Origin of the sequence: Eubacterium sp. LMAG:50 (assembly GCF_008680265.1) — a bacterium.
In the GTDB taxonomy this organism is placed as follows: Bacteria; Bacillota; Clostridia; order Lachnospirales; family Lachnospiraceae; genus Eubacterium_U; species Eubacterium_U album.
The window spans coordinates 442,763-459,944 of record NZ_NALP01000007.1 but is presented as its reverse complement, the minus strand read 5'-3'; the positions used below and the strand labels follow the sequence as shown (position 1 = coordinate 459,944).

Sequence of the window (17,182 nt, the reverse complement as noted above, 5' to 3'; positions counted from 1 at the left end):
AATAAAACAGAATTTGATTATTTGTCAGGAATGATGGTAACACAAAATTTTAAGAAAATAAATTTTTAAATAAATATTAAATTTTTAAATAAATATTTAAGAAAGTCTCTTTGCCAAACATGGGATAAAATTAAGAAACAAATAAACTATAAAATGGAGATTATTACTTTTTAAGAATAAAATAAACAATTAAATCAAATAGATAAATAAAATATAAATGTAATACATATTGACAAGTAATTAAAATAATAAGATAATTGTAAAGTACGTGTAATACCCTATTACTCAAATGTTACAATTGCTATAATACAATTGTAAAGTACGATATTTAAAGGAAAGGTTATAAAACCGAGATTATGGATTATATTGTAATGGATTTGGAATGGAATCAGAATCCTTATGGTAAAAACAATAATCATCCTGACATACCATTTGAAATAATAGAAATAGGTGCAGTTAAAGTAAACGATGATTTAGAAGTTGTAGATGAATTTCAGCAGGTTGTAAAACCTAGAGTTTATAAAAGATTGCATTATAAAATCCAGGAAATTACTCATTTGACAATGGAAGAGTTAAATTCGGGTGAAGATTTTAGAAAAGTGATAAGAAATTTTCTAAATTGGTGCGGAGATGACTATATCTTTTGTACATGGGGATCAATGGATTTGACAGAATTGCAGAAGAACATGAAACATTATGGGATGGAAAGAATATTAGAATTTCCATTATTTTATGTTGATTTGCAAAAAATGTACAGTTTGTGTTATGAAGATGGTCATATAAAGAGAACTTTGTCATATGCAGTTGAAGAATTGAATATCAAAGAAGATGAACAATTCCATAGAGCTATATGTGATGCAGAGTATACTGCTAAAGTAATGAAAGCAATGGATTTTGATAAAGTAAAAGAAATGCTTTCAATTGATACTTTTTATTCTCCTAGAATTAAGGAAGAAGAAGTATTTGTTAGATTTCCTACTTATACAAAATATATTTCAAGGGAATTTTTAAGTAAAGATGAGATGTTTTTTGACAGGGATGTAAGCAGTATGAAATGTAATGTGTGTGATAAACCATTAAAAGTTCTTATAGATTGGTTCTCAGACAGTGGAAAAATGTATTATTGTTTGGGTGAGTGTCAGGAACATGGATATGTTCGAGGAAAAATAAAAGTTAAACCTCGGGAAGAAGATAGTTTCTTTGTTGTTAAAATCATGAGGAGTACTGATGAAGAGGGAGCAGAAAGTATTAGAGAAAAACAGGAAAGCATTAGGGAAAAAAGACGAGAGAGAAGACAAAAATCGTTAGATAGTGAGATTGTCATCGAAGAAATATGGGATGAAGATGAAATAAAATCAGAATTGGATGACAAATAATAAAAAGGACATGTAGACGGGAACGTTAACATGTCCTTTTTATTATTATTATTTTGTATTGTTGTAATTCTCCATCAATGAATCAAGTTCATTTAATAAGCAATCAACTTTACCGTAGAAGGCATCGTTATTTGTAGGAGAATCAAAATTATCTCTAATATTTGTAAGAGCATCAATAATATTATTCAATCTGTTCTTACCACTTCCGTTAAGATATAAGAAATATCTGCTACGTTCATTTTCCTGTGGTGTCATTTTCTTCAATACAATCTCGATATTTGGCTTTTCACCAATATATCTATATGTAATTGAAGGTGATGCATGGTTAAATAAGTTCTGTAAGTAGTAAATATCACCTGTTTCATGATAATAATTCCAAGCAAAAGTTTTTCTCATTGTCTGTGCTCCGATTGAAGTTAAGCCAATCTTGTGACCAACAGATCTTAAAACTCGATAAGCCTGTTCTCTTGAAACCGGTTTATCAGATGAAGCATGTCCTCTAATTAAGAATGCTTCAGGATTTTTTCCCTTAGTATAATCTTTAATAATTGCCTTCAAATCTTCTGGAATTTTGAAAGTATTTTTGATGTTCTTTGTTCCAATTTCAACTGTGATTTCATCTTTGTCAGTAACATCTTTGTTTTTGAAATTTAAAATGTCCTGAAGTTGTAAACCTGTTCCAACTCCAATTTCAAACATAATGTAATATTTATAGTCTGTGTTTTTCAATGCCTCTTTAAATTTTGATAATGTTTCAGAATCCTTAATAGGTGCAACCCAATTCATATAAACCCATCCTTTCAATTCATTGATTTTTAACGGTTACGTCTTCTTTTTGAAGCTCTTACTGCATTTAAATGGTCCATTTTCTTCTTAAAGAAGATAATAATTACTGCTAAAATAACTAAAATTACTGCAATAATTATAATTTTAAATATAGCTGAACTAAATTTAAAGTGAGACTTTGATACAGTTTCTTTTTTAGTTGTCTTTTTAGTTGTGTCTTTGTCAGAAACTTTTGAAGAATTATTTGAATTTTCAGAATCTACAGAAGTTTCTGTGTCAACTGTAGTCGATTCTTCAGGAGTAACAGTGGCATTAACACTTATTTTATTTGACACTTCACTATACAAAACAGGAGCAGTTCCAATTGTATGATTTCCATATGAGTAAGAAATCGTAGCAACGGTATTGTTGTCGTCAGAACTATCCTCGTTTAAAGTAATAGTAGAAGTTGTATCAGCAAAATTAGCATCTTTTGGAAGTACAACTACAGCATCTTTAGATAATGATAATCTGTGAAGCTTAGTTTTAAATATAGAATCAAAATTGTTAGTAAATGTTGATTTGTTTTCAAATCTAGTATCATTTTCAGATACATTTGTCAATTTAAAATTCTTAAATCCAAAGTCTAATAAAGCTGTTGTATCCACATAGGAATTTGTACCAGGCGAATTAAGAACAACAGTAATAAGAGTCATGCCGTCTCTTTGAGCACTTGTTACTAAAGTTGTTCCGGATTCATTTACAAAACCGGTCTTACCACCAATGATTCCGTCATAATGGAAGGAATTCCATGGCTGAACCATCTGATGACGCTGACTTATAGTAAGAGGTTCTTTTCGCTTGTTATCTGTAGGTAGTGTATAACTTGAGGAATTAATAATTTCTCTAAATACCGGATATTGTAATGCTGCCTGCATAATCTTTGCCATATCGTAAGCGGTTACATAATGTTTTTTATTAAAAAGTCCACATGCATTTGCAAAATGAGCATCATTTGCACCAGCCTGTTTAGCTCGTTTATTCATTAATTTGGCAAATTCTTCAATACTTCCGCTAACATGTTCTGCTAAAGCAGAGGCTACTTCATTAGCGGATTGCAACATTAATGCATATAAACAATCTTTAACACTCATTTCTTCACCAACGACAGCTCCAATATTGGCTGCTTCAGGTTCAAGAGTGTCAATAGCGCTCTGTGAAAATGTAACAGTATCATCAAGATTACAATTTTCAATGGTAAGTAATGCTGTCATGATTTTAGTGATACTGGCTGGATACATTTTCTGATGGCATTTTTTATCAAAAAGTACTGAACCGGTAGAGGCATCAATCATTACGGCAGTTTCGGCAACTAATCCCGGTCCACTAGGCCAGAAAACAGTATCTGCACTTACAACAGAGTTACTATTATATGAACAAAAGCCAAATGATGTTACCGTAATAACAATCATCATGACCATAGATAATATACGTTTCATTCTTAATCTCCTATATTTTGATGTTGGTTATAATCTATAATAGTTTAATAAATGGAAAATTAGTTTAATTAACCTAAATATCATAATATAGTATACAGCAAAATAAATGAATATAAAAGACAAAAAATTCATTAAAACTTAATAAATATAAAATGTCCTATATTGTAAATTCTAATTTATAAATGTGAAAAAAGTATTAATTAAATGTGAAAACTAACTTATAAATAATTAACACGTGGAAATAGAAAATATCCTATTTTCACGTGTTAATGTATGAATATTAATTTTTATTTTGCGTCAGCTCTAGCTTTTATTACTTTAAGCCTTGTAAATTCTTCTCGCTCTTTTTCTTCAAGCGCATTAGAAATTGTTTTAACAAGTCCTTCATATGTTGGAATTGTTATATTCTTTAGAGCATTTGCTCTTTTTTGCGTTTTCTTAATATTATAAGCAAGTCGGTAAGCTGAATTTTCAATCATCGAAAGTCTGATTGTTAAATCCTTTACTTTTTCAAAACAAGTTTTTGCCTTGTCTAGAGACTCTGTAGTTCCATAAAAAGAGTAAACAGGATTATGAACAGATTCGTTATTAGTAACAAGAGGAATTTCAGTTCCCATGATACTTCGACTTTTTATTTTTACATCATGTTCAAGAGGAACATTAAATGCAAATATTTCAACATTTTGGATTCCAAGTTCGATATTTGCTCTTTCCAAAGCAGTGTAAGCTTCAGTAAATGTTTTATCAATATCGTCCTGAATGTCTTTAGCTTTAGCATTTAAATCCATAATTTCACGAACAAGAATATTACGTTTTTTGTCCATAAGTTCAAAGCCCTGTTTCGCAAGAGCAAGAGAATTTTTTGCGGCTATTAAGTTACCTTTGGTTGGTACTGCATTTAAATCCATAAAAAACCTCCTTGTTTGAAAAATTAAAGTGAATCAGAATCTTCTTCGTCATTATTTAAAGATACACTATCGTAATATTTCTCAAGAATCTTTGTATCAATTCTATCAAGTTCTTCTTTAGGAAGAAGATGTAATAACTTCCAACCTAAGTCTAGTGTTTCTTCAATAGTTCTATTTACATTTGGTCCCTGACCAACAAATTGCTGCTCAAAAGCTTTACCAAATTCAAGATATCTTTTATCTGTAGGTGATAATTCATCTTCACCAATTACTGATGCTAAAGCTCTTGCATCACCAACTTTTGCGTAAGATGAGAATAACTGGTTAGCAACATCCTGATGATCTTCTCTTGTAAAGCCTTTACCAATACCATCCTTCATCAAACGTGAAAGGGAAGGTAACACATTAATTGGAGGATAGAGTGACTGTCCGTTTAATGAACGATCTAAAACTATCTGACCTTCTGTAATGTAACCTGTTAAGTCAGGTATAGGATGTGTTATGTCATCGTTAGGCATTGTAAGAATAGGAATTTGAGTTACGCTACCTTTTGCTCCTTCAACAATACCTGCCCTTTCATATATAGTTGCGAGTTCACTGTATAAGTATCCGGGATAACCTTTTCTTGAAGGAATCTCACCCTTTGAAGATGAAACTTCACGCATAGCTTCTGCAAATGATGTCATATCAGTTAAAACAACTAAGATATGCATATTTTTTTCGTATGCAAGATATTCTGCAACAGTTAAAGCAACCTTTGGGGTTATCAAACGTTCTACAACAGGGTCATTTGCCAAATTTAAGAACATTACAACGTGTTCAGAAGCTCCGCTTTCTTCAAATGTTTTCTGGAAAAATTCAGCAACATCATGTTTTACACCCATTGCAGCAAAGACAACTGCAAATTCTTCATCAACATCATCACCAAGAGATGACTGATTAACAATCTGTGCAGCTAACTGATCATGAGGTAAACCATTTCCGGAGAATATAGGAAGTTTCTGTCCTCTAATCAATGTTGTTAAACCGTCAATAGCTGAAATACCTGTTCTAATATAGTTTCTTGGATATTCACGGGAAACCGGATTAAGTGGTTTTCCGTTTACATCTCTCTTTTCTTCAGCAACGATTGGACCAAGACCATCAATAGGCTGGCCAATTCCGTTGAAAGTTCTTCCTAAAATATCAGGTGATAAGGCTATTTCCATAGGGTGTCCTGTTAATTTTGTATGTGTATTTGAAAGGGACATTCCTTCTGAACCTTCAAATACCTGTATAACTGCTTTATCTTTGTAAATTTCAATAATACGACCGAGACGTTTCTCGGCACCGTCATTCATTGAAAATTCTACTATTTCATCGTAAGCCGCATCTTTTACACCTTCAAGTGCAATAAGAGGACCATTAATTTCGCTTAAACCTAAATATTCTATTGCCATTTTGGTACCTCCTTATGCATGTCTAGCCATGATTGATGCATAGTAATCATCAATTTCATGTTTATAATCATCAAATTTTTCAAGTTCATTATTTGCAACATCATATTTGATAGAAATAATTTTTTCAAACATATTGTTTTCCTTTAATACTGATACAGGAATTCCAAGATTAATAATCTCAAAAGCCTTATCATTTAAATAAAGGATAAGTTGCATCATTTTTAACTGCTTCTCAAGAGGTACACATGTATCTTCAGCATGGAATGCGTTCTGCTGTAAAAATCCTAAACGTATAACTCTGGCTATTTCAAGAATAAGCTTTTGGTCATCCGGAAGTACGTCACTACCAATAAGTTTTACAATTTCCATCAATTCGCTTTCTTTATTTAAAATAGCTAAAATTCTGTTTCTGCAGTTTACAAAATCAGGACCTACATTTGTGTTGTACCAGTCTGCAAGATCATTTACATATTCACTATAACTTGTAAGCCAGTGAATAGCAGGGAAGTGCCTTGCATAAGCTAATGATTTATCAAGTCCCCAGAAACATCTAACGAAACGTTTTGTATTCTGTGTTACAGGTTCTGAGAAGTCACCACCCTGAGGAGAAACAGCTCCAATAATTGAAACAGAACCTTCTGTTCCGTTAAGGTTTTCCATATAACCCGCTCTTTCATAGAATGCTGAAAGTCGGCTTGCAAGATATGCAGGGAAACCTTCTTCTGCAGGCATTTCTTCCAAACGGCCTGAAAGTTCTCTTAAGGCTTCAGCCCATCTAGATGTAGAATCGGCCATTATAGCAACATCGTAACCCATATCTCTGTAGTATTCCGCAAGAGTTAAACCAGTGTAAATACTAGCTTCTCTGGCAGCAACAGGCATGTTAGATGTATTTGCAATTAATGTTGTTCTGTCCATCAATGGATTTCCTGAACGAGGATCTACTAATTCTGAGAATTCATCAAGAACCTGTGTCATTTCGTTTCCACGTTCACCACATCCGATGTAAATAATAATGTCGGCATTTGCCCATTTTGCAATCTGATGCTGAGTCATTGTTTTTCCTGTACCAAAACCACCCGGAATAGCGGCTGTACCACCTTTGGCAATAGGGAAGAGAGTATCAAGAATTCTCTGACCTGTTACAAGTGGCTGGCTGGCAGGATAACGTTTATTAATAGGACGAGGTGTACGAATTGGCCATTTCTGAGTAAGAGTCAATTCTAATTCTTCACCATTGTCTTTCTTTATTACTGCTATAGTTTCGTTTATTGTATAAGGACCATCATCTACAACGCTAATAACTGTTCCAGAAATATAAGGGGGTACCATTGATTTATGTAAAATGGCTTTTGTTTCCTGAACTTCTGCTATAACTGTACCACCGGATACATAATCACCCGGTTTAATTGTAACGTGAACATCCCATTTTTTTGTTGTATCAAGAGAATCAACACTAACACCACGGCTGATGAATGCGCCTGATTTTTCTCTGATTTTACTTAAAGGTCTTTCAATACCATCAAAAATATTGTTTAAGATTCCTGGTGCAAGAGTAACAAAGATTGCAGTTCCAGTTCCATAAACTAATTCGCCCGGTTTAAGACCACTAGTTTCTTCGTATACCTGAACGGTAGTCATTTCAGATGTAAGACCAATGATTTCGCCAACAAGTTTTTCTTCGCTTACGTAAACCATTTCACCCATCTGAAAATCGGTCTTTCCTTTTATATAAACTACAGGACCGTTAATACCGTATATCTTTCCTGTTTTTACCATCTGGCTGCCTCCTAAATTGAAATCGTAAACTTTTCCTGCTCCTCAGCAAGCTTTGTTTTAAAAGAATTGTCAACTAACATATTTTTATCTGAAATAATAGCTTTACAACCACCAATAAAAGGAACAGTGCTTATTTTAATATCGGCACCTGTATGACTTTGTAAATCAGATAATAAAGATTCGTCACTTGAATCAATATAAAATTCTACTGTAGTATCATTAAAATCTGAAGATATTTTGTTGATTTGTGATATAAGTTCCTTTTTATATTCTTCTGTTTTCTTATAAGCGTTCAATTTTTCAACAACTGCTGAAAAAATTTGAGATTTCAGCTTGTTTTGGTGTAATGTAACAGTTCTACGAACTTCAGCCTGAACTTTTGAAAGTTCTCTTTTAACTTCAAGTCTCACCGCATTTAGTTTTGCGCTTTCAACGGACTTAGATTCTAAAAGTGCTGTTTCTTTATGTTTTTCAAACTGTTCATCAAGAGACTGTTTGTAAGCTGTTAGTATATCATTACTTTTAGCGGATGCATTATCCAGGGAGACATTTTTAAAATGTTCCATTTTTTCTTCTATTGTCATGCTAAGCCCACACTTTCTATATTTTTATTCCGATAGCTTCATTAATATATGCTGTAATGAAATCCGGACGACGGCCTGAACCGTGGCGGTCAGGAATTTCCAGCAACAAAGGAAACGTACGGTTTAATTTAATATCATCAACAATCTCAGGAATTTCTTTTCCAAGCTTTTCTGTCATTAAGATAATTCCAATATCTTTTTGAGAAAGAACTTCGTCTAAAGCCTGCTTAATTTCCTGCTTTTCGTGAACAACAACTCCATCAATTCCTGCAAGACGCATTCCTGTAAGAGTGTCCACGTTATCACTAATGAGAAACATTCTCATAATTTGTTCCTCCTATCTGTGTAAGTGTTAAAGTTGTATGATTTATAATGCACCTAAAATCATGAATGCGATAATTAATCCGTAAAGAGCAATACCTTCTGCAAGACCTGCAAAGATAAGTGCTTTACCAAATACGCTTCCATCTTCACTAATTGCTCCAAGAGCAGCACTTGATGCACTTGCTACTGCGATACCACCACCAATACCTGAGCTACCAACTGCTAATGCAGCTGCGATGTATCCAAGACCTGAACCTAATGATAAGCCGGCAGTAGTTGTTTCAGCAGCACTTGCTGTCTGAGCAAACATAACAACAGTTGATAAAACTAATAAACCGAAAAATCCAACAACGTTTATTGCTAATGATTTTTTAAAGCGGCCTCTGCTCTTTTCACCAACAAAGTAAGCTACCATAGGTACGATAATTGATAAAGTTAATGCGATAAATAATGTGACTTTTAATAACATATTTTTGTCCTCCTAGTGTTTAATATTTTTTGAATAAGGTTTAAATTCCTTACCGGAACCTGAATAAAAACGGCCAAATAATTCATAGTATTCAAGACGCAATCCCTGAATTGCTACAACAAGGCCTTCCATACCACATACGAAAATGTTACCAAGAATTAAAACTAAGATATTTGGTGAACCTCCGTCTGTAGCTCCTGCTAATGTTAAAACTACTTCCATCATGGCACCGTGGCTGATTGCAAACGCACCGACACGAAGGAATGATAATGTATTTGAAAAATAGTTTAACAACATCTCAAAAAGTTCAAAGAATCCTTCAACAAAATACATTGCTGCTGATTCAGGAAATAACTTTTTGTTCTTTTGTACAAGATTTACTATAGGTGTCTTTAATGCAATTAGAATTAATGGAATGACGAACATTATTACAAGAACGATAGTTCCTGGAAGAGAATGTCCTGACATGTATAAAATAACTACAGCCATTAACGATGCATAAAATATAAGACCTGTAAGACCGTTAGGTCCTATAAGTAAATCTGCATATTTTTTATTTTTGAAAGCATTTACCATATTAATAATCATTGTTATGAGTATTAAGAATACACCAAATAATATGGCAGCTACAAAAACTGTGTTAAATGAACCAACTATAGGCAAATTCATTTTACTTGTTCTTGGATTAACCCATATTTGAGGAATTACACCCTCAAATCCAAATATACTTCCGTATAATAATCCAAATATGGCGGAAGTAAATCCTGCTGCTGATAAAATAGCGGCTAAAGGAATCTTCTTTATCAGGTATACAATTAAGCCTATGGCAAATATGCATAATCCCTGTCCTAAATCACCAAACATTGCACCAAAAAGAAGTGAATAAGTTATTGCTACAAAAATAGTAGGATCAAATTCGCCGTATTTTGGTAAACCGTACATTTTAACGTACATTTCAAATGGTTTTGCAAATTTAGGATTTTTTAATTTTGTAGGTGGAACCTTTGATTCATCAGTTTTATTATCAATCATACAAACAACATTAGGATCATTTTCTGTCTCGGCCTGAAGTGAAAGAGCATCCTTTGTTGCCATCCATCCACAAAGAATATGGAAAACTATGTTAGAATCACGTGTACATGCTGCAAGTTTTCTTACATCAAAATTTCCATATGCAATTTCTATTCTGTTGCAGGCAGATAAAACATGAGATTTATTTACCTGAACTAAAGTTGAAATTCTACTTTCTACAGTTCTTATTTTTTCATCAATTTCTGAAATTGACTTTGCAATATTCATACATGCCTGAGCAGGAGTACCTGAATAATTATCAGGAATTTTAACCTGTTCAAAATGTAAAGCTTCAAATGATTCATCAACTTTTTTTATTGATATTTCAGGAGCAAAATAAACACCCCATATAAAATCATTGTCAACAAGACAATCAATAAAAACAGCGTCAAGATCAGGATTAATAAATGTTTGGAAACTGTCCCACATATCTCTAGGAACACGACCAAAACGGTATTTGATGTAATTCATTCCCAAAACCTGTTTTAAGTCGTACTCTAAATTTTTAAAAGGAGAAATACAATCATAATCTTCATTTAATTTATCTTTTCTTATATTGAGAGTATTAATTTCTTCTTTTAAATCTTTGATTTGGTCATCGATGTTATTTATTACATTAGTAGCTTCTTCAACACTCATATCGGTTAATGGAGAATTAGCAATGCTTTCATCCATTAATTCAAGTAAAGCGTGACTCTTATCTAAAATATCTTTGTATGGATTAGCTTCAACGTATGGAAGTAAATTTCCTGATGAGTTAAGTTCTACTAATGCATTTTCAAGTTGTATCTCGTATTTTGATAAATACGTATCAATAACTCTGTCGATATCTGATTTAGGTCCGGCAAGAGTTACAAAACTCATTTGTACAATCACTAGATACCACTCCCCTTTCCATTTATATATTGTAATGTCTTCTCCGGACTGTATTGATAACGAATACATTCAAGAGCAGTAATAATTTTAGCTGATTCAGAGTTTTTCATATGAAAATATCCGTTTATTGCAGCTAATGAATAAGGAGATTCTTTAAAATCTTTAAAAATTATTTCATCCATAATATGATTACACTGCTCTTCAAAAGGCATTTTGCTTGTGAAATCAAAGTGTTTTCCATATCTGGTTTTTGATATTAAAGAAATAGTATCCTCAATAGTTGGTGCTTCAACTATATTTTTTATTTCTGATTTTTTTAATTTATAATTTACAGGAATTAAAAAAGTATAAATTGAAGCTGATGAAACTGAATAGTAAGATTTGCATCTGTAAATCCATAACATATTCAGAAGATCAATACGTGAACCGTATGATTCGGTAATATATGCACATTCTTTTTTAGAATAGGAATCTTTTGCTTTCCATATAGAAGCAAAATAGAATAAATCCAATCCCATTTCATAGTCAAATAGTGCAGCGTTATCTAAAGTGCTGACCTTAAGAAGTGGTGCATAATAAATAGTACCCTTTAAACAATTTATAAATTCTTCCATAGTTGTAGTCTGGGAAAGCTTCTGAGTGTCAATCTTTGAATGCTTCTCAAAATCATTCTCGATTACAGAAATAGAAGTAGATTGTCTAGGATCAAGCATTGCCCTCATATATCTTTTAAGCGTCTGAATTTCATATCTCATAAAATAAAGATTGAGATATTTACGCTGCCTTTTCTGAGCAAAACAATAAATCTTAGAAAAATCAGAATATGTTGAAAAATTAAGTAACCATTCAATCTGTCCACGGTGAATTGTAGAAGGGTCAATATCTGCAAAAAGTTCTTCATAATAAGGAAGCTTTTGCAGATATGCAAATGCATCTGCCACAGTAGTAAAGTGAGCAAGTTCTTCGTATTGTTCGTTTGTTAGTAATTTACTATGCATGGCTTTGATTTTAGTTGTCAAAGCACTGTAAGCTAATAAATTTCCACCTGTCATAGAATCACTCCTTTACAATATGGTTAAATATGGACTCAATCCATAAATCTTTGTTAGCAGTGTACATAGAATCTAAAGTTTTTAATGAGGCTTCTGTTTCCTTCTTGAAGTCATCAATAGCGTGCTCATTTTCAACAAGTAAAGATTCTTTTAATTGGTTTACCTGCTTGTCGATGCTGCTGGAAAGTTGTTCATCGAATTCTTTAGTCTTTTGCTTAATCATGCTTGCGTAAGCTTCTTTTTCCTTACGGGTGCTCTCCATAATCTGAGAAGAAGCTTTGTCGATTTTAGTTAAATCCGATATGATTGAATTAATATCATTTACCATATGCAGCCTCCTTTGTTTAATTAGTATGTATAAAATTCTCATAAATAGACTACCACTTTTTAAATAAAATGCAACAAAAAGAAAAATTCTTAAGAAAAGAAAAATGTTTATTTATTTTATAAACATTTTATTATAAAATATTATAAGTTAAGTGAAAAAGTAAATTATAAAATTAAATTTTCGGAGGATAAAATGCGATTAAGAAATGTACCGGGTTCACGAGAAGCAATTGCAGAAAGTGAATATACAATTAATGAACCAGAATTAAATAAAGGAAAATGGAAAGAAATTTTTGGAAATGATAATCCTATAAGAATTGAAATAGGAATGGGAAAAGGTAAATTCATTACAACATTAGCGCAGCAGAATCCAGATATTAATTACATTGGAATAGAAAAGTTCTCAAGTGTTTTAATTCGTGCAATAGAAAAAATGGAAGAATTAGAACTTACAAATTTAAAATTTATAAGAATGGATGCTGAAAAAATCGAAGACACATTTAATAAGGAAGAAATTGATAAAATTTACTTAAATTTTTCCGATCCATGGCCAAAAGACAGACATGCAAAAAGAAGACTTACATCAAAAGAATTTTTCAAAAGATATGACAATATATTAAAAAAAGATGGAGTAGTTGAATTTAAGACAGATAATAATGATTTGTTTGATTTTTCATTGGAACAGATTCCTGAAGCAGGATGGAATATAGTGGAATATACAAGAGATTTACACAACAATGAAAAAATGAATGAAGGGAATATTATGACCGAGTATGAAGAAAGATTTTCAAAAATGGGTAATAATATTAATAAATTAATTGCAAACAGATAATAAAAATAAAAAGCTAAGCGTCAATAATGTATTTAATAAAATTAGATTATGTATAAATACATTATAAAATGCTTAGCTTTTTAAATTAGTTTGCTAAAGATTTAATATTTAAAAAGTTATTAAATGCTTATTTTTTTACCTTCATAAAGTCCGAAATAATTTTTAAATAATCAGTAAAACTCTTTGAATTAGATTCATGCTTTATTTTAGGAAGATTAACATTTTGCTTTTCTAAGTTGTGCTCAACAATATCGTCAAGAATGCTTGAAATAACAGCAACACAAGGAACGCCTAAAAACATTCCGACAATTCCACCAATCCATCCTCCGACTGTAATTGCAAAAATAATCCAAATAGGGCGAAGACCAGTTTTGTCACCTAAAATCTTTGGACCAAGAATATTTCCGTCAAACTGTTGTAAAATTATAACAAAAATTAAGAAAGCGAGTCCCTGCTTAGGTGACACTGATAAGGATATCACTAAAATGCTAGGTATAGCACCAATAAATGGACCAAAATATGGAATCATATTTGTAAGACCAACAAATATACTAACAATAACTGCATATGATGAACCAATATTAAACAACTTCATACCTAAAAGGCATATTATACCAATGATTAATGAATCAATAGTTTTACCAATAATAAATCCACTGAAAATGTCATTTGCATGCTTAAAAGTGCTCCATACATAGATTGCACGTTCTTTTCTAAAAATTGAATAAACAATACGTTTAAAGCTTCTTGAAAGAATATCCTTATCAAGTAACATATAAATAGAAACAATAATTGCAACAATAAAATTTAATACCCATCTAACAATTGAAATGGAAGCATTGGCAATTGAAGGAGCTAAATTGGCAGCCCATGATTTAAATGTTTCTAAGTAGCTAGGCATGGCATCCTGAATTGCAGCCTGAACATATTCGACAGTTGAGTTAGGATATTTCGAACTTATTTCTTCTATATAATTAATAAAATTCTGATATATTGTAGAAATATTTCCAGCAATATCAGAAATACTTTGTATAAATGAAGGTATAATAAAGAATAGTGCTAAAATCAACATACCAAAAACAATAACGTATGAGGATATTAAAGCAACCATTTTACGTACCTTAACATTAGATATATGAATTGTGTTTGTAAAAAAACGATTCTCCAACTTTGATGAAAGGTTACCCATTATGTATGCAATAAAGAAACCAAGTAAAAATGGAGAGAGGCTGGATAAAAGACCCAAAAGAAGACTTTTAGTTTCTGACCAGTTCCAAATACATCTTATAAAAAATACTGCTACAACTGTAGTAATAAGAGCATAGATGCATAGGGTAAATAATTTTTTGTCGGGTTGAAATTTATTTTGATTCATAGGAAACCTCCATATATTTAAACTGAAAATAACAATTAATTGAAGTATAACAGTAACAAATAATCAATACAAGAAGATAATAATAAAAAAATAAAAAAAAGGGGTTGATTTTTGTATAATCATGAATTATAATATCATCGTTGTCAAAAATACTAAGCGCGATTAGCTCAGTTGGAAGAGCACCTGACTCTTAATCAGGGTGTCCAGGGTTCGAGCCCCTGATCGCGCATTTGCGGGTACCGTTTCTGTAGTGCAACTACGGGGATGGTGCTTTTTTTGTGCGTAAGCAATGAGTCCACATACACCAAAAAAGGAACAGGTTCTAGAGAAAGCTTGCTTTCAGAAAGAACCTGTTCCTTTTTTGGTGATGCGGCGAATGCCGCATCAGTGAGATATAGCGAAGCGGAATGGAACTGTATGTGGACTCATTGCGATTAAGAAGAGACGAATGCCGCATCAGTGAGATGTAGCGAAGCGGAATGGAACTGTATGTGGACTCATTGCGTTAGAAAAGAAGCGAATGCCGCATCAGATTCTCCCATACTTAGCAAGAATACCCAGCAATTTATTGATAGCAATCGGTTTAGACATATAATCATTCATTCTGACATCAATACTTCCATTCATTAGATTAACTAATTCCTTACCAATAGAAAGTCCTAATCCGTATCCGTATTTAATAAATCAGCGTAATACACAGAAGTATAGTCTCTGCAAAGAACTTCTAAAAATTGACGTTCCTGTTCTAGAGCAGAGATACTTTAATTTAAGGTAGTTTGTAAGTTTTTTTCTGCCATAAGGGTAAAAATCACTTCCTAAAACACTATTTTTATACGTTTCATAAATTTATATGTATATTAAAATATATAATATTTAAATAAATTTATATGATAATACTGCAAAAATGGCATGTCAATTAAGTTATGGGAGGGTTTAAATAAAAAAATAACTTCAAAATGTACAATTGAAGTTGAATTTGTTATAATAAAAAATTGAGTAAAATAATTGGAGGATAAAATTATGGATATGAACATTGTTTGTTTGGATTTAGAGGGAGTTTTAGTTCCTGAAATATGGATTGCATTTGCAGAGGAGACAGGAATTCCTGAACTTAAGAGAACAACAAGAGATGAGCCTGATTACGATAAACTTATGAAATATAGAATTAACATTCTTAAAGAACATGGATTAGGTCTTAAAGAAATACAGGATACAATTGCAAAGATTGATCCTATGCCAGGTGCTAAGGAATTTTTAGATGAACTTAGAGCAATGACTCAGGTAATTATTATAAGTGATACATTTACACAGTTTGCAGGTCCTTTAATGAAAAAATTAGGATATCCTACAATTTTCTGTAATTCATTAGAAGTTGCTGAAGATGGTGAAATCACAGGATTTAAGATGAGAATTGAAAATTCAAAACTTACAACAGTTAAAGCGTTACAGTCAATCGGATATCAGACAATTGCCAGCGGTGACAGTCACAACGACCTTGGAATGATTAAAGCAAGTAAAGCGGGATTTTTATTTAGAAGTACAGAGGAAATAAAGAAAGAATATCCTGAACTTCCTGCATTTGAAACATATGATGAATTAATGGATGCAATTAAGAAGGCATTATAGACAAACAAAAACCACATCAATTTGATGTGGTTTTTGTTTGTCTATATAATATTTAGTTAAAAGATTTATAGTAAATTGAAATTCCTGAGTCCTGATACAAAAATGAAATTAATACATCTTTAGTTCTCCACCAGGATTCTTTGTATCCATTTGAATATTCTCTGCTGTAAGTAGCAGGACCAAATTGGGAAGAAGCATCAGCGATAATTGAATCATAAGCTGAAGCATCTAACTTTCCATATTGCCAGCGAACTTCTATAAGTTTGTTATCTTTAAATACATAAACTAAAGATGCGGAAGCGTCGGAAACATTAGCTACAGTTCCGAATGCTGTAGGGTCATTTTTACCATTAAATGAATATGTAAGATAAGTATATCCATCAGCTGATGATGAATCATCTGGATTATCTAAAGTATCATCGGACTTACTCTCTAATGCTTTGATTTCATCCATGGATGATGCAAAACTAATGTTTCTAAAATTAATTTCTGAATCCGCAATTTCTGTCTGGTCACCGCTTTCATTCTGAACAACAACAGGTGGAACAGTAGTGCCGGAGTAACTTGAACTTGCAGCGATTGTTCCTGAAGTTGATGATGACTCGTTTTTATTTCGGGAACATTGAACAACAAAGAAAATTAAAACTATAGCTAAAAGTGCAATAGTAATAATTTCAGCAATATGCTTGTTAGAAGAAGTGTTATTGTTAGAATTGTTTGTTGAAATATTGTCAGATGAAACATCTGAATATTTATTATCGTTGTTATTATTATCGGACATAAAACCCTCCTCAAGTAAAAAAATCTATTTTAATAATAGTAAATAAATTAAAAAATCACAATAGAAAATTAATATCTCACATGATTATTTACAAAAATA

General features: G+C 32.0%; 16 protein-coding genes and 1 tRNA gene. 4 read left to right on the top strand and 13 right to left on the bottom strand.

The window, feature by feature from the left end:
- Positions 1–356 precede the first annotated feature (356 nt).
- The gene (locus CCC31_RS07305) at positions 357–1,376 is read left to right on the top strand and encodes a 3'-5' exonuclease (protein WP_243003075.1); all 1,020 of its coding nucleotides are present in this window, start codon (positions 357–359) and stop codon (positions 1,374–1,376) included.
- A 48-nt stretch (positions 1,377–1,424) separates the two neighbouring features.
- Here CCC31_RS07305 and CCC31_RS07300 read toward each other — a convergent pair whose 3' ends face one another.
- From CCC31_RS07300 to CCC31_RS07250, 11 genes are all read right to left on the bottom strand, one after another.
- On the bottom strand, positions 1,425–2,162 hold the full coding sequence (locus CCC31_RS07300) for a tyrosine-type recombinase/integrase (RefSeq protein ID WP_022088777.1): 738 nt from the start codon (positions 2,160–2,162) through the stop codon (positions 1,425–1,427).
- A 29-nt stretch (positions 2,163–2,191) separates the two neighbouring features.
- A complete protein-coding gene (locus tag CCC31_RS07295; RefSeq protein WP_290850629.1) occupies positions 2,192–3,640 on the bottom strand; it encodes a D-alanyl-D-alanine carboxypeptidase family protein in 1,449 nt (482 codons plus the stop codon).
- A gap of 287 nt (positions 3,641–3,927) precedes the next feature.
- Positions 3,928–4,548, bottom strand: a complete 621-nt coding sequence (locus CCC31_RS07290) for a V-type ATP synthase subunit D (protein WP_022088775.1) — start codon at positions 4,546–4,548, stop codon at positions 3,928–3,930.
- Between the two features lie 23 nt (positions 4,549–4,571).
- Positions 4,572–5,987, bottom strand: a complete 1,416-nt coding sequence (locus CCC31_RS07285) for a V-type ATP synthase subunit B (protein ID WP_290850627.1) — start codon at positions 5,985–5,987, stop codon at positions 4,572–4,574.
- Between the two features lie 12 nt (positions 5,988–5,999).
- Complete coding sequence (locus tag CCC31_RS07280) at positions 6,000–7,766, bottom strand: V-type ATP synthase subunit A (protein ID WP_022088773.1); 1,767 nt, start codon at positions 7,764–7,766, stop codon at positions 6,000–6,002.
- Positions 7,767–7,777: 11 nt separating this feature from the next.
- Positions 7,778–8,350 (bottom strand): V-type ATP synthase subunit E, encoded by a 573-nt coding sequence (locus CCC31_RS07275; RefSeq protein WP_022088772.1) that lies wholly within the window; start codon positions 8,348–8,350, stop codon positions 7,778–7,780.
- Between the two features lie 16 nt (positions 8,351–8,366).
- Positions 8,367–8,675 carry a V-type ATP synthase subunit F gene (locus tag CCC31_RS07270; RefSeq protein WP_022088771.1) on the bottom strand — a complete coding sequence of 103 codons (309 nt, stop codon included), beginning with the start codon at positions 8,673–8,675 and terminating at the stop codon, positions 8,367–8,369.
- Positions 8,676–8,717: 42 nt separating this feature from the next.
- On the bottom strand, positions 8,718–9,143 hold the full coding sequence (locus CCC31_RS07265) for an ATP synthase subunit C (protein WP_022088770.1): 426 nt from the start codon (positions 9,141–9,143) through the stop codon (positions 8,718–8,720).
- A gap of 12 nt (positions 9,144–9,155) precedes the next feature.
- Complete coding sequence (locus tag CCC31_RS07260) at positions 9,156–11,090, bottom strand: V-type ATPase 116kDa subunit family protein (RefSeq protein ID WP_290850624.1); 1,935 nt, start codon at positions 11,088–11,090, stop codon at positions 9,156–9,158.
- Positions 11,090–12,142, bottom strand: coding sequence for a V-type ATPase subunit (locus CCC31_RS07255; RefSeq protein WP_022088768.1), 1,053 nt, complete (start codon positions 12,140–12,142; stop codon positions 11,090–11,092). The genes CCC31_RS07260 and CCC31_RS07255 overlap by 1 nt, the downstream gene beginning before the upstream one ends.
- 4 nt (positions 12,143–12,146) lie before the next feature.
- Positions 12,147–12,470 (bottom strand): hypothetical protein, encoded by a 324-nt coding sequence (locus tag CCC31_RS07250; protein WP_022088767.1) that lies wholly within the window; start codon positions 12,468–12,470, stop codon positions 12,147–12,149.
- A 192-nt stretch (positions 12,471–12,662) separates the two neighbouring features.
- On the opposite strand from CCC31_RS07250, the gene trmB reads away from it, so the two are divergent.
- Entirely contained in the window at positions 12,663–13,301 is a 639-nt protein-coding gene (gene trmB / locus CCC31_RS07245) for a tRNA (guanosine(46)-N7)-methyltransferase TrmB (protein WP_117910542.1), read from the top strand.
- Positions 13,302–13,428: 127 nt separating this feature from the next.
- Here trmB and CCC31_RS07240 read toward each other — a convergent pair whose 3' ends face one another.
- Positions 13,429–14,676: an AI-2E family transporter gene (locus CCC31_RS07240; protein ID WP_022088765.1), complete on the bottom strand. Its 1,248-nt coding sequence runs from the start codon at positions 14,674–14,676 to the stop codon at positions 13,429–13,431.
- A gap of 156 nt (positions 14,677–14,832) precedes the next feature.
- Between CCC31_RS07240 and CCC31_RS07235 the strand changes: the two genes are divergently transcribed.
- Both CCC31_RS07235 and thrH read left to right on the top strand, forming a co-directional pair.
- A tRNA-Lys gene (locus CCC31_RS07235) sits at positions 14,833–14,905 on the top strand.
- Between the two features lie 797 nt (positions 14,906–15,702).
- Entirely contained in the window at positions 15,703–16,302 is a 600-nt protein-coding gene (gene thrH, locus CCC31_RS07230) for a bifunctional phosphoserine phosphatase/homoserine phosphotransferase ThrH (RefSeq protein ID WP_118565787.1), read from the top strand.
- Between the two features lie 52 nt (positions 16,303–16,354).
- On the opposite strand, the gene CCC31_RS07225 is transcribed toward thrH, so the two are convergent.
- Positions 16,355–17,083, bottom strand: a complete 729-nt coding sequence (locus tag CCC31_RS07225; protein WP_290850620.1) for a hypothetical protein — start codon at positions 17,081–17,083, stop codon at positions 16,355–16,357.
- Between the last annotated feature and the right edge of the window lie 99 nt (positions 17,084–17,182).